The sequence below is a fragment of the Mesorhizobium sp. P2_F8 genome (assembly GCF_056403655.1).
In genome coordinates this window covers 105,569-125,633 of the sequence record NZ_JBFUFB010000004.1, presented here as the reverse complement: position 1 = coordinate 125,633, position 20,065 = coordinate 105,569, and the positions used below count along the sequence as shown (strand labels likewise).

The window sequence follows — 20,065 nt, the reverse complement described above, 5'->3', positions numbered from 1 at the left end:
TGCGCGCCCTCGGCAACCGAGCCGAAACCACTGTTCTAAGCCTTTCTTAAGGCGGACGTGGCATGACAGGGCTTAGCGTTGGGCCGACGATATGGGCAGGACAAAGACCGAAAACATCCCACCGGATGTTTATATCCAGTTTGTGCGGTCGTTGTTCGACAACGCCCACATGCTGGTGATTGGCGGCGTGTGCTACTGGATCCTCGGATTCATGATCTACTTTCGCACGCACAATCCATTGTTCCTGGCTTTCTCCTTTACTCTACTGTCCATCAGCCTCTTCCGTTACTTCGGCATTCGCGCCTTCCGCAAGGCGGGCGGTGTCATAGCCAATGTCGACGAGGCGCGGCGGTGGGAGCGCAACTACATCCTCAAGGGCAGCCTGCAGGGCCTCGGGTTGGGCGCGCTCTGCTTCATTTCGATCTATGTGTACCCTGACCCCTTTGCCGAACTGGCCGCGACGTCGCTGGCCATTGCCACCCTGGTCACGGTTGTTGGCCGGAACTACGGATCTCCGCGCATGGTGCGGATTTTTTCCGTGACCTTCATTGGTCCGGCGGCACTTGCACTCTTGCTGCGCATGGATGTCCCTTCGGTCGTTCTCGGGTTGATGATCATCCCGTTGACTTTCATCACCATCAACAGCGCCGATCACGTCCGCAACGTGCTTTTCTCGGCCGTCATTGGCCACAAGGAAGCGAGGAAGCTCGCCCTCAGGTTCGATCGCGCCCTCAACACCATGTCGCACGGCCTTGTCATGCTCGGCCCCAACGGCCGCGTGGCGGTGGCCAATGCCGAGGCCGCGCATTTGATGTCGCTCAAGTCGCCGGATGCGCTGCTCGGGCGGTCGATCCACGGTCTGTTGATGCGCGGTGTCGCCGGCGGCATGCTGGCGCCGAAGGATTGCCGCTATATCGAGGCCCAGTTGACGCGCGCCCTGCGCGAAGGCCGCGACCGCAAGGTGCTGGTTTCGCTCGCCAACGGCCAGCACTATGAATTCTCGGCTCGCGAGGGCAGCCAGGAGTTGGGCGTCATTACCTTCGAGGACGTCACCGCCCGTGTCGAGGCGGAAGACAAGATCCGCTTCATGGCCCGCTACGACAACCTCACCGGCCTGCCCAACCGCGCCTATTTCCACGAACTGGTCGGCGAGGCCATGGCGTCCGGCGACGGCGACCGTCTCTGCGGGCTGGCAGTGCTCGACCTCGACGATTTCAAGAGCGTCAACGACACGCTTGGGCACCCGATCGGCGACGGGTTGATCTACGCCGTCGCCGAGCGCCTTGCCGCCATTGCCGGGCAAGGCATCACGGTCAGCCGTTTCGGCGGCGACGAATTCATGATCTTCTTCGACCGCGTCGAGGACGAGAGCCATCTGACCGGCCAGCTCGACGAGATTTTCGCCGGCCTGCAGGGGGAGGTCGACGTCGCCGGTCACGGGCTGCGCATCCAGGCCAGCGGCGGCGCGGTGCTGTCGCGGGTCAAGGATACCGATGTCGACGCCATGATCGTCAAGGCGGACCTGGCGCTCTACAAGGCCAAGGAACTCGGCAAGAACAGCTGGCGGCTGTTCGAGGCCTCGATGGATGCCGCCTTCCGCAACCGTCAGCTGATGAAGGCAGATCTGCGCACCGCCGTGGAAAGCAAGGCCCTGCGGGTGGTCTATCAGCCGATCGTGGCGATGAGCACCATGCGTATCGCCAGCTGCGAGGCGCTGTGCCGGTGGGATCATCCAGATCTCGGGCCGATCTCGCCCAGCATCTTCATTCCGCTGGCCGAGGAAATGGGCATCATTTCCGAGATCAGCACCTTCGTGCTGCAGGCGGCCTGCACCGAATGCGCCAAATGGCCGGACCAGACGACCGTCTCGGTCAATCTCTCCGCCAAGGATTTCCGCAGCCGCGACGTGGTCCAGAAGGTTCGTGACGCGTTGATCAGCTCTGGCCTTGCCGCCGGCCGGCTGGAGATCGAGGTCACCGAAACGGCGCTGCTCGACGACAAGTCGCTGACCCGCCAGTACATCGAGGAGCTGAAGCAGCTTGGCGTGCGCATTGCGCTCGACGATTTCGGCACCGGCTATTCGAGCCTGAGCTACCTGCACAAGCTGCCGCTCGACAAGATCAAGATCGACCGTTCGTTCCTGATAGACGTCACTCAGAACAGCCGCTCGCTCGAACTGCTCAAGGGCATTGTCAATTTGTCACGGCCGCTCGGACTTTCCGTGACGGTCGAAGGTGTAGAGACCTTCGAGCAGCTCAAGATCCTGGCCTTGCAGGTCAAACCGGATCTCGTGCAAGGCTTCCTCTTCGGCGCCGCGCTTAGTGCGTCGGGTATCGAGACGATGTCGAGTGCCACCTGGCCATTCGTCGCTGACCTGCGCCTCACCGGCAAGCGGACAGCCAGTTAGTATCCTGCTTTTCGAAGTTGGCTCTTGGCAGCCTCCTCCTCCTGCGAGTTGTTCAATAGTAGACATTTTCAAACGGACGTCCGGCCGTTAACGTTAACAGAAGGTAAATCAACAATATCGCAATTTCAGCTTGTGTCTCATTTCAGCTCGAATAGCCTATCCGCAGGCGGAATTTTCGAGGACAGACAATGGATGCTGCACGGGCAGTAGGGAGTGCGTCTGGCGGGGTCAGCACGGCTGGGGATTCGGTGTTGAACCGATCGATCATGCAACTGCTGGAGCATGTCGATTATCGCCTTATTACAGGAGGCGAGGATCTGGAGGCGATCTACCGACTTCGCTATAAATCCTACCTGCGCTCAGGCATGTGCGGTCCGATCGCCAGCGGGATGTTCGAGGATCGCTGGGACAATCTGCCCAATTCCTACCGGTTCGGTGTCTATTGCTATGGCGAATTGGTCAGCACGATCCGCTTCCACTACATTTCCAGCGAGCACCCGTATTCGCCCTCCGTCGATGCCTATCCGGAAATACTGATCGAGCGACTTGCCCGCGGAGAAACCTTCATCGACGGAACCCGGTTCGCAACCGATCCCGACAGCGCACCGGCGCCCGGAGTGCTGCCTTTTCTGACACTCAGGCTTGCCATGGTGGCCTCGCGCTACTTTGGCCAGGACTCGGTCCTTACGCCGGTCAAGATCGAGCATTCCAATTTTTATGCCCGTTACTTCAATGCCGTGCAGAGGACTGAGGGCAAAGAGTTTCCCGGCGTTCTTACTCCGATCGCACTGTTCGAGATCCCTGCCGGCGAAAACATGCGCCTGACACTCGAACGGTTCCCATTCTTCAGGTCGACGCCGACCGAACAGCGGCTGATGTTTGCCAATCCGGCCATCAACCGACTGACACCCTTGTCCATCGTGCCGACAGCGAAATATTATCGCGAAGCCGCCTGAGGCCGCGCGATTTTCGCGAAGCGCCTGGACCTTTCCGGCCACTTCTACGTTCTGGATGACGTCAAGGGCGCTGCCGCGCCCCGGGCATCGCCGCGAAGTCTTTGAAGGAACCCGACATGCACATCTCGCAGCTCGCGCTCACGCCGCTCATCTCGCTGATCGCCGGCGTGCTGATACTCATCATGCCTCGGCTGTTGAACTACATTGTCGCGCTCTATCTGATCGTCGTCGGTCTGCTCGGGCTTTTCCCGCATCTTGCCGGCTGAAGGGTCCGTCAGCCGGCGAAGAAACGCAGCGCCGCGGCGACGATCGCCTCAGGCGCATCTTCCTGCATGAGATGGCCGGACCCGGGAACAAGGGTCAAGGCGCAGTCAGGCAGCAGGGCGGCCAGCCTGTGACCGCTCTGCGGAGGTATCCAGCGATCCTCTTCTCCCCACAGCAAGGCCACGGGGCAGCGGAATTCGCCGTAGAGCGGTTCGACTTCGTCGGTGAAACCCTGATCCATCTGGGCGATCTGGCGAAAGAAAGCCGGTCGGCCGATTGGTCCCGTCCATGGCGCGATGTAGGGTTCCAGTTCGCAGTCCGATAGCAGCCTCGCGGCGGCGCCCGAAACATACGCTCTCAGGATTGCCGTCTGGATATAGTCCGGCACGCCGGCGAAGGCTGCCTCATGCTGCCGGACATGCTGGACAAAGGGCGAGCCCCAAGGCCGCACCGCCACCGGGTCGATCAGCAGCAGCCTTTCATAGTCGCACCCATCGATCAGATGCGCGCGCAAGGCGGTGGCCCCGCCAAAATCATGGGCGATGGCCTTCGGGCTCTCAAGTTCCCAGAAGGCCAGCATCGCCGCCAGCGCCTTGTTCTGGATGCCCAGCGAAACGTCCTGGCCTTCCCGTTTGTCGGATCGCCCATATCCGGGAAGATCGTAGAAATACAGCTTATAGTCGCGCGCCAGCTCCGGGGCGACGCGGTGCCAGACATGGGAGGAGAACGGCGTGCCATGGATGAGCACAAGTGGCGGACCGGAGCCGGCCGTGCCCCAGGCGATGCCGGTGCCGTTCCAATCGAATCTGCGTGTCGGCGCAATCATGGTGGTTCGTCCGATGGTGTCGGCGACGATAGCCTTTCCTGATGTCGCCGAAAAATGTGAAATTATCACAGCGCGTTCAGTGCCGCTGACAGGATCGCCGGCGCCGGCTGTGGCTGGCTGCTGGCAGCCGGCTTCAATTTTCCTTTGAGGCAGTTGTCGGCTGCGATGCGGCAATAGCGCCATTGCTCTCGGCCCGGCTTTTCGCTATGTGCCTGAAAGATGTCTTCGAAGGGGTATTGCTATGGCTGATCACACGCCGACCGGTCCTGTCGAACTGGGCGCGAAGATGGACTATGCCGAGCATGACCGCACCTATGCGGGCTTTCTCATGCTGGCCAAATACGGATCGCTCTTTTGCGGCGCCATACTGCTGGCGATGGCTTTCGGCTTCTTTGCGGGCGGCTTCTTTTCGGCGACCATCCTGTTCATTCTGATTCTGGCCGCCGGCGCCTTTATCCTCCGATAGATTTTTCCGACACCTTGTCCACGGCGCCGCCGCGAGGCCGGTCGGCGTCTTGCGGGAAACAGCTTCCGGCCGAAAGGATCATGCGGTGGGACAGACGGTTTTCATCCCTCGTGAACTCGATGCCAACGAGCCGCGCGTAGCGGCTTCGCCCGACACCGTGAAACGGCTGGCGGGGCTTGGCTTCGATGTCGTCGTCGAGACCGGTGCCGGCACGAGGTCGCGCATCCCCAACGAGGAATTCGCCAAGGCCGGTGCCGCCATCGGCAAGGCCGGCGATGTCGCAAAGGCCGATGTGGTGCTGAAGGTCCGCCGGCCGACGGATACCGAGCTGAAGGGCTACAAGCCCGGTACGGCTGTCATCGCTATCATGGATCCCTATGGCAATGATGCCGCCGTGGCGGCCCTGGCAAAAGCGGGTGTCACCGCTTTTTCGATGGAGTTCATGCCGCGCATCACCCGCGCCCAGTCGATGGACGTGCTTTCCTCGCAGGCCAATCTCGCCGGCTACCAGGCGGTGATCGACGGCGCTTCGGAATACGATCGCGCCTTGCCGATGATGATGACGGCGGCGGGCACGGTGCCGGCGGCGAAGGTCTTCATCATGGGCGTCGGCGTCGCCGGCCTGCAGGCGATCGCCACCGCGCGTCGCCTCGGTGCGGTCGTCACCGCCACAGACGTGCGTCCCGCCGCCAAGGAACAGGTCGCCTCGCTCGGCGCAAAATTCCTGGCGGTCGAGGACGACGAATTCAAGGCGGCCGAGACGGCAGGCGGCTACGCCAAGGAAATGTCGAAGGAATATCAGGCCAAGCAGGCGGCACTCACCGCCGAGCACATCGCCAAGCAGGACATCGTCATCACCACGGCGTTGATCCCCGGCCGGCCGGCGCCGAAGCTGGTGTCGGCGGCCATGGTCGCCTCGATGAAGCCGGGCTCGGTGCTCGTCGATCTGGCGGTCGAGCGCGGCGGCAATGTCGAGGGCGCTGAAGCCGGCAAGGTCGTCACCACGGCCAACAACGTCAAGATCGTTGGCCATCTCAACGTGCCGGGCCGGGTCGCCGCATCCGCCTCGCTGCTTTACGCCAAGAACCTGTTCGCTTTCCTCGAGACGCTGGTCGACAAGACGACGAAGACGCTTGCGATCAACCGCGATGACGATCTGGTCAAGGCAACGATGCTGACCGACGGCGGCAAGGTGGTCCATCCGGCCTTCGCCAAAGCCGACCAGCAGCCTCATGTCGAACCCGCCGCGATCCCGGCCACCGCCATGGTCGCCGATGCTTCGGCCAAACCGGCTGCAAAGAAGGCCGCGCCCAAGAAACCGGCCGCACCCAAGTCGCCCTCGTCGAAGTCGAAAGGCATTGCGTGATGGATCAGACCCTGCAGAAAGCCCTCGACCAGCTCGACCAGGCCTCCGCCGCCGTTCGGCTGGCGGTACAGAACATGGCGACCGCGCCCGGCGGCGCCGAGGCGGCCGGTGATGCCGCCCACGCCCTGTCGGGGGGTGCCATCGATCCCTTTGTCTTCCGCTTCGCCATCTTCGTGCTGGCGATCTTCGTCGGCTACTACGTCGTCTGGTCGGTGACCCCGGCTTTGCACACGCCGCTGATGGCCGTCACCAACGCCATCTCCTCGGTCATCGTCGTCGGCGCCCTGCTTGCCGTCGGCATCGCCGCCTCCGGCATTGCCGCCGGCTTCGGCTTCGTCGCGCTGATGCTGGTCTCGGTCAACATCTTCGGCGGCTTCCTCGTCACCCAGCGCATGCTGGCCATGTACAAGAAGAAGGACAAGTAGAGCGCCATGAACGCCAACTTCGCGTCCTTCCTCTATCTGGTTTCCGGCGTCCTGTTCATCATGGCGCTGCGCGGCCTGTCGCATCCGACCACCAGCCGCCAGGGCAACCTCTACGGCATGATCGGCATGGGCATCGCCATCGCCACCACGCTGGCGCTGGCAACTCCGTCGGCCGGCCGTTTCGGCCTGATCGTGCTTGGCCTTGCCATTGGCGGCGGCGTCGGCGCCGTCACCGCGCGGCGCATCGCCATGACCTCGATGCCGCAGCTGGTCGCCGCCTTCCACTCGCTGGTCGGCCTTGCCGCCGTCATGGTGGCCGCAGCAGCCATCTATGCGCCGGAAAGCTTCGGCATCGGCACGGCTGGCGACATCCATGCCCAGGCCCTGATCGAGATGAGCCTTGGCGTCGCCATCGGCGCCATCACCTTCACCGGCTCTGTCATCGCCTTCCTGAAGCTCGACGGACGGATGTCGGGCAAGCCGATCATGATCGGCGGCCGGCACTTCATTAACGCCGCCCTTGGCATCGCTTTGATCGTGCTGATCGTGCTTCTGGTCGGCACGGAATCGAAGCTGGTGTTCTGGCTGATCGTCGCGGCATCGCTGGTGCTGGGTATCCTGCTCATCATTCCGATCGGCGGCGCCGACATGCCGGTCGTCGTCTCGATGCTCAACTCCTATTCCGGCTGGGCAGCGGCCGCCCTTGGCTTCACGCTCGGCAATCTGGCGCTGATCATCACCGGCGCGCTGGTCGGCTCATCCGGCGCGATCCTGTCCTACATCATGTGCAAGGGCATGAACCGGTCGTTCATATCGGTCATCCTCGGCGGCTTCGGCGGCGAGACGGCGGCGGCGGCCGACGACGGCATCGAGCGTACGGTCAAGCAAGGTTCGGCTGACGATGCGGCCTATCTGATGATGAACGCGCAGAAGGTCATCATCGTGCCCGGCTACGGCATGGCGGTCGCCCAGGCACAGCACGCGCTGCGCGAAATGGCCGACAAGCTCAAGGCCAACGGTGTCGACGTCAAGTACGCCATTCATCCCGTCGCAGGCCGCATGCCCGGCCACATGAACGTGCTCTTGGCCGAGGCCAACGTGCCCTACGACGAGGTGTTCGAACTCGAGGACATCAACTCCGAATTCGCGCAGGCCGACGTCGCCTACGTCATCGGTGCCAACGACGTCACCAACCCGTCCGCCCGCGATGACAAGTCCTCGCCGATCTACGGCATGCCGATCCTCGACGTCGACAAGGCCCGCACCTGCCTGTTCGTCAAGCGCTCGCTCGGCTCCGGCTATGCCGGCATCGACAACACGCTGTTCTACAAGGACGGCACCATGATGCTGCTCGGCGACGCCAAGAAGATGACCGAGGAGATCGTCAAGGCCATGGATCACTGATCAGGGGATCAGCACTGAGATGCGCCAAGAAACGCCCGGCCTCGCGCCGGGCTTTTTCTTGGCTTGACGGCGGTTTCGGGGCTACGATGACGAATGCCCGTCCCGTCGACGGGATTGTCGTCAACGGAGACCTTGGTGCCCGACCCCATCGCATCGCAGGCCACCCCAAAAGCGCCGCGCAAGCTCAGCCAGGCGGTGGTGATCGTGCATGGCATGGGCGAACAGCGGCCCATGGATACGCTGCGGGGCTTTGTTCAGGCGGTCTGGAGCCATGACCCCGCCCGTGCGCCGTTTTATGCCCATGTCGCCGATCCGGTCGACCCCGCTGGCGCGAAGATCAACCAGAGCTGGATCACACCCGACAGCCGGACAAATTCGTACGAACTTCGCCGCATCACGACGCCTTACGATGTCGATGGCCGTCGCACCGATTTCTACGAGCTTTACTGGGCCGACATCACGCAAGGCACGACACGGGACCGGCTCGCGGCCTGGGTGACGAACCTGCTGTGGCGCAAGCCCGCCGACATTCCGCGCGACGCCCGCAAGCTCTATCTCGTCACCCTTGTTGCCGTCATCGTCGTCCTGTGCGCGACGCTGGCGCTGGCGACGTCGGTTTGGCAAGGCTACATGTCCTGGGCCGCCGGCGTGCTCGTCACGATCCTGGCCTCGTTCGTTATCTGGTCGGTCGACCGGTTCGGCCTTCCCTATTTCGGCGATGTCGCCGCCTATGTGCGTGCGGAAGCGGCGACGGTCGAGAAGCGCGCACTGATCCGCGAGCGCGGCCTGAGGCTTCTGAAGCGCCTGATGTTGGACGATACCTACGACCGGATCGTGCTCGTCTCGCACAGTCTGGGGTCGATGATCGCCTATGATCTCTTGCAGATATTGTGGGCCGATTTCAGGCCCCGAAAACTGGAGGCCATCCGCGACAAGGCCAAATTGAAGGCGATCCGCGCCATCGACAAGGCGACGCTCAGTTCCGACGGTTCCGCGTGGCCCGATAGGCTGGACGACCTCGCCGGTTTGCAGCGTGATCAGTGGGAGCTCTACCGACAGCTGCGCACGAAAGACGCCGACCATCCGCTGCCGTGGAAGATCAGCGATTTCGTCACGCTCGGCAGCCCGCTGACCCACAGCGAGTTTCTGGTGACGTATGACCTCGCTGAGTTCCAGCGCGGCATCGCGGAGCGCCTGTTCTCAGCCTGTCCGCCAATTGCCGAAGGGGCCGCAGCCGGAGGCACGATCCTCTATCAGGAAGGGCGCAGTCCTTCAGGCAACCCGGTACGGGCGGTGCATCATGGCGCGGTATTTGCCGCAACACGATGGACCAACATCTTCGACAGGGGCAATGGCTGGCTGACCGGCGACCCGATTTCCGGACCGATGACGGAGAATTTCGGCCCGGGCGTGGAGAACGTCCAGGTTGAGCTGCGCGGCTCCCTCGGCCGCATCTTCACGCATACGCTCTATTGGTCGCTGGCGGCAACCGGCGTCGAGGCCGCCGCGTCGGCCGGCGTTGTGCCGCGCACGCATCTTGCCGTGCTGCGCGACGCTGTCGACCTTGGCCGCAAGCTGGAGCCGAGCCAAGCGCCGGCGACTGCCAAACGATAAGAACAGAGAGATCCCACTGCGCTGCATGGCAATTCAAACAGAAATCCACTCCGGGCTTGGCCCGGAGTGGATTGATTTGCTTCGGCCCCAGAATCAGCGGCCGGTCAGAAACATCGCCTCCTCGTCGTCGCGCTGCCTGCCGCCGAGGGCCGCCGCAGCACTTGCGATGAAGGCACCGATGGCCAGCGACAGCGCACCAAGCAGCGCAAAGGTCGCGCTCCCCTTCCTGGCGGTGTCGGCAGCCTGCTGCGCCTTGACCTTGGCGTCCTGAGCCTTGGCAAGGATCGCGTCGACCCGCGCCTTGGCATCTGCCTCCGAAAGGCCGGTGCGGGCAGCGACCAGTTGCGTCAGATAGGTCTTGTCGTCGGCCGAAATCTCGCCTGCCGCAGCGCCCGTGATCAGGATGCGCGAGGCTTGCCCGACCGCGGCGGCATCGCTCTCTGTATTGGTCGCCGCAACCTTGCTTGCATCGGCCGGGCGGAACAGCGAATCCACCAGATACGATGTCGCATTGTCGGTCGAAACACCGCCGGCGGAAGCACTCGCCGACGCGCCCATGGCGGCACCCGAAGCGACGGTCGAGACCGCTTGCACGCCTGACCCCAGCGCAGCGGAGAGGGCCGAGCCAAGCACCCCGACGACGAGCAAGGTGGCCAACGCCCAGGCGAGGAAGCCGTGGGCAGTGTCACGGAAATAGACCTCGTCGGTGTGGATGCCGACCCATTTGGTGCGCAGGCGCCCTGCAAGATAGCCGCCGACACCGGAGGACAGCCATTGCACGATGATCAGCCAGATCGCGGTGGACACCGCGAAGGTGGTGATCGACGCGCCCGAGCCCGACCAGGGTGACACCATGGTGAGACCTAGCCCTGAGCCGAGCAGCATCAGGATCAAGGTCAACGTCGAGGCCGCGAAGGCACCGGCGATGATCGGTCCCCAGCTGACGGCAGGAGTGGAGGATTCAGTGGAAGCGGAAACGTCGACAGCCGATAGGGTGGACTGCATGAATTTCCCCCTACCGTACGAAAAGCATGATCAGAATGATGATTGGAATCGGGATTCCAAGTAGCCAGAGCAAGATACCGCGTCCCATGAAGGCCTCCTGTGAGAAATTGTGATCGATACTGTCACAATGTCCCTCGGGGACTTCCGTTCCGGCGGGTTATGAAATGATTTTGTTTGCCTCGGATGGAACAAATTGGCGCGCCGCAGCGCGCCAATGCCGGAGATCAATATCCGGGGAGATCAAATATCCAGGTTGGCGACCGACAGGGCATTGTCCTGGATGAACTCGCGCCTCGGCTCCACCTCATCGCCCATCAGCCGGGAGAACAGACTGTCCGCGTCGGTGGCGTCATTGACCTTGACCTGCAGCAGCGAGCGCACGTTCGGGTCGAGCGTGGTTTCCCAGAGCTGCTCGGCGTTCATCTCGCCGAGACCCTTGTAGCGCTGCATAGTCAGGCCCTTGCGGCCGGTCGCAAAGACCGCGTTGAGCAGCGCCAGCGGCCCCGAGATGGTTTCGGCGACATCCTTGCGGCGCAGCACCGGCGGCGTCCCGTAGACCTCGCTGAGGCGCTGTGCGTAGCGGTCGAGCTGACGGGCATCGGCCGAATTGATCAGCGCCAGGTCGAGATGCGCGTATTCCTTGACGCTGCGCACCGTACGCTCGAACACATAGCCGCCGACGCCTTCGTTCGAGGTTGACATGCGGCCGGTCCAGCCGCGCTCGGTATCCTCGGCGATGATGTCGAGGCGTTTTGCAATCCGCTCCGCCATGGCATCGGCGCGGCCGAGATCTGTGAAGACGTCGGGGTTGAGCCCGCCGGCGATCGCCGCCTGTTCGACCACGCCTCTGTTGTAGCGTGTGTGCAGCCCGTTGATCAGCTGGCGCACCGCCAGCGCATCGTCGATGGCGCTGCGCAGGTCCTGTCCGGCGCGTACCTCGCCGGAGCCCAGCGAAAGCGATGCTTCTTCCAGCCCCGAGCCGATCAGGAACTCCTCGAAGGCGCTCTCGTCCTTGATGTATTGCGAGCTCTTGCCGCGCGTCACTTTGTAGAGCGGCGGCTGGGCGATGTAGAGATGGCCGCGCTCGATCAGTTCCGGCATCTGCCGGAAGAAGAAGGTGAGCAGCAAGGTGCGGATGTGGGCGCCGTCGACGTCGGCGTCGGTCATCAGGATGATCTTATGGTAGCGCAGCTTGTCGGCGTTGAACTCGTCCTTGCCGATCGAGGTGCCGAGCGCGGTGATGAGCGTGCCGATCATGTCGGAACCGAGCATGCGGTCAAAGCGTGCCCGCTCGACATTGAGGATCTTGCCGCGCAGCGGCAGGATCGCCTGGTTCTGGCGTGAACGGCCGCCCTTGGCTGAGCCGCCGGCGGAATCGCCCTCGACGATGAAGATTTCGGATTTCGCCGGGTCGCGCTCCTGGCAGTCGGCCAGCTTGCCGGGCAGCGAGGTGACGCCGAGCGAGCTCTTGCGGGTGATGTCGCGCGCCTTGCGCGCGGCTTCACGCGCCGCCGCGGCCTGGATCACCTTCTCGATGACCACCTTGCCCTCGCTCGGGTGTTCCTCCAGCCAGGTGCCGAGCGCTTCGTTGACAAGCCCTTCGACAACCGGACGGACTTCCGACGAGACCAGCTTGTCCTTGGTCTGCGACGAGAACTTTGGATCCGGAACCTTGACCGACAGCACCGCTGTCAGGCCTTCGCGGCAGTCGTCGCCGATCAGCGAGACCTTTTCCTTCTTGGTCAGGCCCGAGGAATCGCCATAGCCGGTGATCTGACGGGTCAGCGCGCCGCGGAAACCGGCCAGATGGGTGCCGCCGTCGCGCTGCGGGATGTTGTTGGTGAAGGCCAGCACGTTCTCGTGGTAGCTGTCGTTCCACCACATCGCCACCTCGACGGTGATGCCGTCGCGCTCGGCCTTGATGGCGACCGGCTTGTCGATCAGCGGTTTCTTGACGCGGTCGAGATATTTGACGAACTCTTCCAGCCCGCCATCATAGTGCAGCTCGTGGCGCACGATGTCGGCATGGCGGGCATCGGTCAAAACGATGCGCACGCCGGAATTCAGGAAGGCGAGTTCGCGCAGCCGGTGTTCCAGCGTGCCGAAGTCGAATTCGACCATGGTGAAGGTTTCGGCCGACGGGAAGAAGGTGATCTCGCTGCCGCTGCGCCCTTCATAGGTGCCGGCAACCTTGTGCTGTTCGTAGCTGCCGGTGGCCTTCAGCGGCGCGTCGGCATTGCCGTGCGTGAAGCTCATCTCGAAGATCTGGCCGTTGCGGCGGATCTTGAGCTTCAGCCATGCCGAAAGCGCGTTGACCACCGAGACGCCGACACCATGCAGGCCGCCCGACACCTTGTAGGAATTCTGGTCGAACTTGCCGCCGGCATGCAGCTGCGTCATGATCACTTCGGCCGCGGAAATGCCTTCGCCGGTGTGGATATCGGTCGGAATGCCGCGACCATTGTCGATCACGGTGACCGAACCATCGGGGTTGAGCGTCACCGTGACGAGGTCGGCATGACCGGCCAGGGCCTCGTCGATGGCGTTGTCGACCACCTCGTAGACCATATGATGCAGGCCGGAACCGTCGTCGGTGTCGCCGATATACATGCCGGGGCGTTTGCGGACAGCATCCAACCCCTTCAAAACCTTGATGGAATCGGCGCCGTATTCGGCTTCAGCGCCGTTGTTGTTGTCGATCTGATCGCTCATGAAAACCTGTTGTCTGGATGCCGCTTGCACGGTGCTGAAAATCGGCACCGAATCGCGCCTCTGATATTGCCTAGATATAGGCGCTAAAGGCGGTTTTTCCAAGGTTTGCAGGCATTTCCGGGGTGAATCCCGAGCCGGCAGCCGGCTATTTTTTTCGAGCGCCGGATTTGGCGAGAAGGCTGCGCAAATGTTTGATCATGAATTTGTCTCCGGGCGCCAGCCGCCCCGTGCGGTCGAGCTCCAGCGTTAGGTTGAGCGCCGTGGTCAGCGCGGCCTTCGGATCCCTCGCCACATAGGCATAGGCGACGTAGGCGCGCGCCAGATCGATTTGCCAGATCGCATTGTTCGGATCGGACTGGGCCAATTTCTGGGCAATAGCGAGGCTGGCCTCGAAGGCCGCCTTGGAACCCTCAAAGTGACGTCGGTCGGTTTCCAGATACCCGATCTTCTGCAGGGTGATCGAAATATCGCGTTGCCAGTTCAAATTGGCAGAATCCAGCTTGGCCAGCCGGTCGGCAATAGCAAGGCTGTCCTGATAGTTTTGCAGGGCGCCGCTGGCATTGCCTTGCACCCTAAGCACCTCGGCGACCCGCTCAAGGCACACCGACAGGTCGCGCTGCCAGTCCGTGTTGCCGGGATCGATGGCGGCAAGGTCGCGCGCCGTGGCCAGCGCCTGCTGGTGGGCCTCCAGCGCGAGCGGCCAATCCTTCTGGTCGCTGTAAGCATTGCCGATTTTGGAGTAACCGATCGACAGGTCGCGCTTCAAGTCGGTATTGTTGGGGTCGCGGCGCGCCAAGTCTTCGGCGATCGCCTGGCTCTTGTTGAAGGCTACGAGCGCACCGGCGGCGTCGCCGCGCTCCCGCAGCAGATCACCGATCTTGGTTTGGCTGACTGAGACAGCGCGTTGGCGCCGCGTGTCATCGGGCTTGTTCTCGGCCAGCGCCAACCGAATTCTCAGGCTCTCTTCCAACGCTGTCTGGGCGCCGTCCAACTGACCGGCAGTACGGGCAAGGTCGCCGATTTCGTCATAGGTGATTGTCAGATCATTGAGCAGATCGGCGCGGCCCGGCTCCGAATCGGCCAACTGTTGCTTGATCGAGAGGCTTTGCTGATAGGCTTGGGCTGCGGCGTTCACATCGCCTTGCGTCGCCAGCACGTTGCCGATCTTGTCGTTGGCCATGGCAAGATCGCCGAGCCAGTCCTTCTTGTCCGGCACGCTTGTGGTCAGGTCCTGCAGCATGTCCCTGGCCGCCTCATAGTTTTCCAGGGAGGTTGGCAGGTCGCCTTGCGCCATCCTTGTGTTGGCGAGCTTTATATGGCTGATGGCGAGATCGCGCTTGACGCTGGGATCGGTTTCCTGAAGCGATCGCTGCTCGAGGTTGGCCAACAGTGCGGAAAAGGCGCGGCCGGCCGCGTCGATATTGCCGACCGTCGTATAGAGAACTCCGAGTTCCTCCAGCGTGCGGCTCTGGCGGTCGGCCTGTTCCAGGCTGAGCGAGGTCTGCCCGGCCTCGCCATACAGCGCCAGCACGAATTCGTAGCCGTTGATGGCTGCCGCATAGTTCAGGTCGGCGCGCGCCGCGCCTGCCGACAGGAATACCGTTGCGGCCTGCGACAGCGTGCGGTCGACGAAATTCACCTTCAGTGCGTTGCGCGACACCTCGTCGATATTGGCCGCTTCCGCCAGCTTTGCCTGCGCTGCGTCGAAGGCGCCGAGCGACAGCTGCTCTTCGGCCTGCCGACGCAATTCCGTCACTCGCGGATCATCGGCCGCGAGCGTCTTCATCTCGCTGCGCACCTTGACGAAGGCGTCGGCCGCTTCACGCAGCCGGGTATTCAGGCTGTCCGCTGACAAATTGCCGGTGTCGGAACCGATCAGCGCGCCATAGAGCGGCGCCAGCGGCATGTCGGCGTCGCTGGCGATCTGCTCGACCTGGCCGCGCATGTCCGGCGTCACGTCGGCCATGGCAAGCAGCAGGCGTTCGCGCTCCGGCAGCTGTTCCTTGGCCGCCGCGGCAAAGAACAGTTTGGGCAGGCCGCTCTCGACGTAAGGCAGCTGTTTTCCGCGCGACAGGTCATAGACCTCCTGCTGCACCAAAGTCAGCACCGAGCGGATCTCGAGACCGTCGGTGCCGAGATATTTGGTCAGTGCCGTCGTAAACGGCGAATTCTGGCCGGTTCCGTCGGCAGCCGTCTCGCCGGGGGCGGCCGAGAAGGCGAACAGGATGTTTTCCGCGCGGCCAATCCGGCCAAGTCCCGGCTTGACCTTGTCGGCAACATCCTTTGCCAGTGAGGTCGCGCCGCGCCCTTCGCTGCTGCTTCCCGAGAAGGGATCGCTGCGGCAGGCGTCGAGCACGATCAGCCCGACCCTTGCGGTGGCGGCGACCGTGTCGCGCACTTCCTCCAGTGGCAGGCTGGTCTTCTGCAGCGCATCGAGCGAAGAGGCGTCGGCATCGATCGGCAGCAGCCGGTTGTCGCCTGAGATTTCGACGCCATGGCCGGAGAAGTAGACCAGCGCCACGTCGGCGCCTTTCGCATCCTCGCGAAAATCGTCGAGCGCGCGGCGCATGCGTCGGAGATCGCGGTTGGTTTCGAGAACGACCTCGAAGCCGAGCTTCTTCAGCGACGCTTCCATCGCCTCGCCGTCATTGATGGGATTGGCGAGCGGCCGCACAATGCGGTAGTCGTCGTCCGCAATGACCAGCGCCACGCGCCGCTCCGCCACCGCGGTGGCGGTGGTCGTAAGCGTCAGCAGCAAGGCAAACAGCAAGCGCAAGTCGAACCGCCCCCGGTTCAGTCGTTTGCCAACCATTCCACCTCTTTATGGCGCGAGCAAGCCGGGTTTTTGGGCCGAAAACCGGCTCCTTCAGGCTGCTCGCATCGGCTTCAGGGCCTCACTCCAGCGCAACAGCTCGTCCAGCATGGTCGTGGTTGCGCCCCGCACCTGCTCGCTGGCCCGGAAAGAGCCGTCATGCTCGAGCAGTTTCTGATAGAGCGGCAAGGAAACCCCTTCAGAGATTGGCATTACGCCCACCGAAGTCAGCAGCGGCTTGAGCGCTTGCGCCGCGCGCAGGCCGCCGGAGACGCCACCATAGCTGAAGATGGCGGCGGGTTTGTATTTCCACTCGCGTGCGAGATAGTCGATCGCGTTGATGATCGCCGGAGCGGCGAAATAATTGTATTCCGGCGCTACGAAGACGAAGGCGTCGGCGGCATCGATCGCCTTCGACCAGGCCTTGGTGTGGTCGTTCTGATAGTTGCCGAGCTTGGGGTGATGCGGCTCGTCCAGAACCGGCAGATTGAACACGGCGATGTCGGTCAGCACCGGTTCGAATTTCCCGTGCTCGCGCGCGAATGCCTCCAGCCATTCGGCAAAAACCGGTCCGGCACGGCCGGGCCGCGTGCTGCCGATGATGATGTTCAACTGGTGCTTCAAGGCGGGCTCCTTCGATTGGCGGTATCTGTTGGTGACTGTCACTACGGCAGGGCGTCCTGGGGGACAAGGCGAGGTCGCCGGCAGAACGGTCACGATCAGATGAACACACGATCTGAGTTCGCGTCTTGGCTGCCGAGGTTTCGGTCTGCGTTTCGGTCACATGGACGCCTGGATTGCCAGCCACTACATTGAGGTATCAGCGGAGCACTCCATGGACGTCCAGCCCGCCCCCTTCGTTCCCCCGGCGCCAAAGCCGCGCACGACGCCGCCCTCGACGCTGGAGATGATCCGCATCGTCTACCGCAATCCGCTCGAATTGTGGGGCGAGCATACCTACAACGAGCCCTGGATTTCGGTGAATGGCATTGGTGGACATCTGGTCGTCGCCAACGATCCCGGCCTCATCCGCCACGTGCTGGTCGACAACGCCAAGAACTACAAGATGGCGACGGTGCGCCAGAAGATCCTGCGGCCGATCCTGCGCGACGGCCTGCTGACCGCCGAGGGCGAGGTCTGGAAGCGTTCGCGCAAGGCCATGGCGCCGGTGTTCACGCCGCGCCACATCTTCGGCTTCGCCGAGCCGATGCTCAGGCGCACGCAAGAGTTCGTCACCCGCTACGAGCGTGGCGGCACATCCGACATCGCCCATGACATGACGCTGCTCACCTATGACATCCTGGCCGAGACCCTGTTTTCCGGCGAGATCGCTGGCCAGCCGGGCAGTTTTGCCAATGAGATCGACCGGCTGTTCGAGACCATGGGCCGCGTCGATCCGCTCGACCTGTTGCGCGCCCCCGATTGGCTGCCACGGCTCACCCGCATCCGTGGTCGCAAGACCATGGCCTATTTCCGCAAGATCGTCACCGACACGGTCAAGCTGCGCGAACAGAAATTCAAGCGCGACCCCGAGGCCGTGCCGCAGGATTTCCTGACGCTCCTGCTCAAGGCCGAGGGGCCCGACGGGCTGACGCGGGCCGAGGTCGAGGATAACATCATCACCTTCATCGGCGCCGGCCACGAGACCACGGCGCGTGCACTCGGCTGGACGCTTTACTGTCTCGCGGAATCGCCATGGGAGCGCGACAGGGTCGAGCAGGAGATCGACCGGGTGCTGGCGCGCGAGCCCGATCCAACGAAATGGCTCGACGCCATGCCGTTCACGCGCGCGGCTTTCGACGAGGCGCTCAGGCTCTATCCGCCGGCGCCGTCGATCAATCGCGAGCCGATCGAACCGGAAATGTGGAAGGATCTTTATATCCCGAAATACGCTGCGGTGCTGGTCATGCCGTGGGTCGTCCATCGCCACAGGAAGCTGTGGGACCGCCCTGACGCCTTTATGCCGGAGCGCTTCCACCCGGGAAACCGCGAGAAGATCGATCGCTTCCAGTATCTGCCGTTTGGCGCGGGCCCACGCGTCTGCATCGGTGCCAGCTTCGCCATGCAGGAGGCGATCATCGCGCTCGCCATCATGCTGTCGCGCTTCCGCTTCGACACCACGGCCGAGACGAAACCCTGGCCGGTGCAGAAGCTGACCACGCAGCCGCAAGGCGGTTTGCCGATGCAGGTCACGCCGCGCTAGGGATGCACTGACTTATGCTGCGGGCTTGCGCTGCTGGAACTGGCCGGCGGCGCGGAAGCGCCAGAGGTAGCTGGGCAGGATCGTGGCGATCGATTGCGGCTGGATGCCAAGCCCGGCCAATGTCCGGTTGGTTTTGGCCGCCGCGTCCGAAACGATGTTGTGCTCGCGCAGCTGCATCACCTGGTCCTTGGTCAGCAGCGGATTGGGTAGGAGCCCGAGGATCGAGGCCTGCATATTCGCCACCCACCACGGCACCGGCACCAGCAGGCGCTTGCGTTCGGTCACGTCTAGCAGTTCTTCCATGCACTCCTTGAAGGTCAGCACCTTGGGGCCGCCAAGTTCGTAGATCTGGCCGCCATCGACCTTGCCGTCGACCGAGCGCGCCACGGCTTCGGCGACGTCGCCGACATAGACCGGCTGGAACTTGGTCTGCCCGCCGCCGATCAGCGGCAGCACCGGCGAATAGCGCGCCATGTTGGCGAAGCGGTTGAAGAAGCTGTCCTCCGGTCCGAAAATGATCGACGGCCGGAAGATCACGGCGTCCCTGATCGTCTCCAGGACGGCCTTTTCGCCAAGCGCCTTGGTGCGTGCGTAGTCCGATCCGGAGTCCAGATCGGCACCAAGCGCCGAAATATGGGTGAGGCCGGCGCCGACGGCGCGCGCCGCTTCGGCCACCGCGCGGGCGCCGAACTCATGCACTGTGGAGAATTTCTGCCGGCCGCTCTGATGCAGGATGGCGACAAGATTGACGACATGGTCGGCACCTTGCACGGCGCGGTCGACCGACCAGCGGACGCGCACATTGGCCTGCACCGGCTGGATCTGGCCGACATTGCCGAGAGGCTGCAGGTGACCGGCGAGATCAGGCCGCCGGCAGGCAACCCGGATGCGATAGCCGCGTTTGGCCAGCGCGCGCACGACATGGCGGCCGACAAAGCCTGAGCCGCCAAAGACGACGACGAGCTTTGGGGTCTGCAGGATTTCGGTCATGGCTGGCTCCGGCGCTCGCAAGCTTGGCTGAAGCCGTTTCATAATCCGTTTCGCGCCAAAGGCAAAGGGCGACGCGTGGTCGCGTCACCCCTGTTTCGATCTGTTAGAACGCCTTGCCGATGCGGGCGTCGACCGAGTGGCGGTTGCCGCCTCGAATGACGAAGAAGAGCAGGATTGCGGCCCACAAAAGCGACTTCTCGGCACCCGAAAAGCCCTGGCTCATGGTGACCCAGTGGAACCAGACAGTGACCAGCAGCACGAACAGGCCAGCAAAGGCGGCCGGCCGCGTCAAAAGGCCGATGGCAATGAAGATGCCGCCGAAGAATTCCGTGCAAGCCAGAAGCAACGACCACAAGGCGCCGGGATAGAAGCCGAGGCCCTCGACCATTTCGGCGGCGCCGAAAGGATTGGTGATCTTCTGCGAGCCATGGATGGCCAGGAACGCACCGGCGACGACGCGAAGAACGGTTTCCGCGCCATCATGCAAGGCCGCGTAAAACCTGCCAAGGACCGGGATGACAAGGCCGTTGCGGGAATTGTCCGTGCTTGCCGACATTTATGACTCCTCTGTCTGCTGATCGGCGCAGACGGCCGATCGGATCGGTGGAAGTCAAA

Annotated in this window: 16 protein-coding genes; 9 read left to right on the top strand and 7 right to left on the bottom strand. The window is 63.1% G+C overall.

Going from position 1 to position 20,065, the window contains the following annotated elements; translation table 11 throughout:
- Nucleotides 1-91: 91 nt before the first annotated feature.
- The 3 genes from AC1DZP_RS11380 to AC1DZP_RS11370 all read left to right on the top strand — a co-directional run bounded on the left by AC1DZP_RS11380 (nucleotide 92) and on the right by AC1DZP_RS11370 (nucleotide 3,629).
- Nucleotides 92-2,407 carry a putative bifunctional diguanylate cyclase/phosphodiesterase gene (locus tag AC1DZP_RS11380; RefSeq protein WP_477302369.1) on the top strand — a complete coding sequence of 772 codons (2,316 nt, stop codon included), beginning with the start codon at nucleotides 92-94 and terminating at the stop codon, nucleotides 2,405-2,407.
- A 248-nt stretch (nucleotides 2,408-2,655) separates the two neighbouring features.
- Nucleotides 2,656-3,363, top strand: a complete 708-nt coding sequence (locus tag AC1DZP_RS11375) for an N-acyl amino acid synthase FeeM domain-containing protein (RefSeq protein WP_477225572.1) — start codon at nucleotides 2,656-2,658, stop codon at nucleotides 3,361-3,363.
- 116 nt (nucleotides 3,364-3,479) lie between these two features.
- Nucleotides 3,480-3,629, top strand: a complete 150-nt coding sequence (locus tag AC1DZP_RS11370; protein ID WP_019862764.1) for a DUF3096 domain-containing protein — start codon at nucleotides 3,480-3,482, stop codon at nucleotides 3,627-3,629.
- An 8-nt stretch (nucleotides 3,630-3,637) separates the two neighbouring features.
- On the opposite strand, the gene AC1DZP_RS11365 is transcribed toward AC1DZP_RS11370, so the two are convergent.
- Nucleotides 3,638-4,453 carry an alpha/beta fold hydrolase gene (locus tag AC1DZP_RS11365; protein ID WP_477302367.1) on the bottom strand — a complete coding sequence of 272 codons (816 nt, stop codon included), beginning with the start codon at nucleotides 4,451-4,453 and terminating at the stop codon, nucleotides 3,638-3,640.
- A gap of 241 nt (nucleotides 4,454-4,694) precedes the next feature.
- On the opposite strand from AC1DZP_RS11365, the gene AC1DZP_RS11360 reads away from it, so the two are divergent.
- From AC1DZP_RS11360 to AC1DZP_RS11340, 5 genes are all read left to right on the top strand, one after another.
- On the top strand, nucleotides 4,695-4,919 hold the full coding sequence (locus AC1DZP_RS11360) for an aa3-type cytochrome c oxidase subunit IV (RefSeq protein WP_095082965.1): 225 nt from the start codon (nucleotides 4,695-4,697) through the stop codon (nucleotides 4,917-4,919).
- A gap of 85 nt (nucleotides 4,920-5,004) precedes the next feature.
- Entirely contained in the window at nucleotides 5,005-6,285 is a 1,281-nt protein-coding gene (locus tag AC1DZP_RS11355) for a Re/Si-specific NAD(P)(+) transhydrogenase subunit alpha (protein WP_477302365.1), read from the top strand.
- A complete protein-coding gene (locus tag AC1DZP_RS11350; RefSeq protein WP_091581083.1) occupies nucleotides 6,285-6,710 on the top strand; it encodes a proton-translocating transhydrogenase family protein in 426 nt (141 codons plus the stop codon). The genes AC1DZP_RS11355 and AC1DZP_RS11350 overlap by 1 nt, the downstream gene beginning before the upstream one ends.
- A gap of 6 nt (nucleotides 6,711-6,716) precedes the next feature.
- Nucleotides 6,717-8,114 carry an NAD(P)(+) transhydrogenase (Re/Si-specific) subunit beta gene (locus tag AC1DZP_RS11345; RefSeq protein ID WP_477302363.1) on the top strand — a complete coding sequence of 466 codons (1,398 nt, stop codon included), beginning with the start codon at nucleotides 6,717-6,719 and terminating at the stop codon, nucleotides 8,112-8,114.
- Between the two features lie 135 nt (nucleotides 8,115-8,249).
- Nucleotides 8,250-9,728: a hypothetical protein gene (locus AC1DZP_RS11340; protein WP_477302361.1), complete on the top strand. Its 1,479-nt coding sequence runs from the start codon at nucleotides 8,250-8,252 to the stop codon at nucleotides 9,726-9,728.
- Nucleotides 9,729-9,821: 93 nt separating this feature from the next.
- On the opposite strand, the gene AC1DZP_RS11335 is transcribed toward AC1DZP_RS11340, so the two are convergent.
- The 4 genes from AC1DZP_RS11335 to AC1DZP_RS11320 form a co-directional block, all read right to left on the bottom strand.
- On the bottom strand, nucleotides 9,822-10,733 hold the full coding sequence (locus AC1DZP_RS11335) for a hypothetical protein (RefSeq protein WP_477302359.1): 912 nt from the start codon (nucleotides 10,731-10,733) through the stop codon (nucleotides 9,822-9,824).
- Between the two features lie 240 nt (nucleotides 10,734-10,973).
- The gene (gyrB, locus tag AC1DZP_RS11330; protein ID WP_477302357.1) at nucleotides 10,974-13,445 is read right to left on the bottom strand and encodes a DNA topoisomerase (ATP-hydrolyzing) subunit B; all 2,472 of its coding nucleotides are present in this window, start codon (nucleotides 13,443-13,445) and stop codon (nucleotides 10,974-10,976) included.
- A 145-nt stretch (nucleotides 13,446-13,590) separates the two neighbouring features.
- Nucleotides 13,591-16,257: a caspase family protein gene (locus tag AC1DZP_RS11325; RefSeq protein ID WP_477302355.1), complete on the bottom strand. Its 2,667-nt coding sequence runs from the start codon at nucleotides 16,255-16,257 to the stop codon at nucleotides 13,591-13,593.
- A 54-nt stretch (nucleotides 16,258-16,311) separates the two neighbouring features.
- A complete protein-coding gene (locus tag AC1DZP_RS11320; RefSeq protein ID WP_477302353.1) occupies nucleotides 16,312-16,881 on the bottom strand; it encodes an NADPH-dependent FMN reductase in 570 nt (189 codons plus the stop codon).
- A 211-nt stretch (nucleotides 16,882-17,092) separates the two neighbouring features.
- Here AC1DZP_RS11320 and AC1DZP_RS11315 point away from each other — a divergent pair, with 211 nt between their 5' ends.
- Nucleotides 17,093-18,460, top strand: coding sequence for a cytochrome P450 (locus AC1DZP_RS11315; RefSeq protein WP_477302351.1), 1,368 nt, complete (start codon nucleotides 17,093-17,095; stop codon nucleotides 18,458-18,460).
- Between the two features lie 12 nt (nucleotides 18,461-18,472).
- Here the strand turns inward: AC1DZP_RS11315 and AC1DZP_RS11310 are convergent, their stop codons facing one another.
- Together AC1DZP_RS11310 and AC1DZP_RS11305 are read right to left on the bottom strand one after the other, a co-directional pair.
- On the bottom strand, nucleotides 18,473-19,450 hold the full coding sequence (locus AC1DZP_RS11310; RefSeq protein WP_477302349.1) for a complex I NDUFA9 subunit family protein: 978 nt from the start codon (nucleotides 19,448-19,450) through the stop codon (nucleotides 18,473-18,475).
- A gap of 103 nt (nucleotides 19,451-19,553) precedes the next feature.
- A complete protein-coding gene (locus AC1DZP_RS11305; protein WP_477302347.1) occupies nucleotides 19,554-20,006 on the bottom strand; it encodes a DoxX family protein in 453 nt (150 codons plus the stop codon).
- Nucleotides 20,007-20,065: the final 59 nt, after the last annotated feature.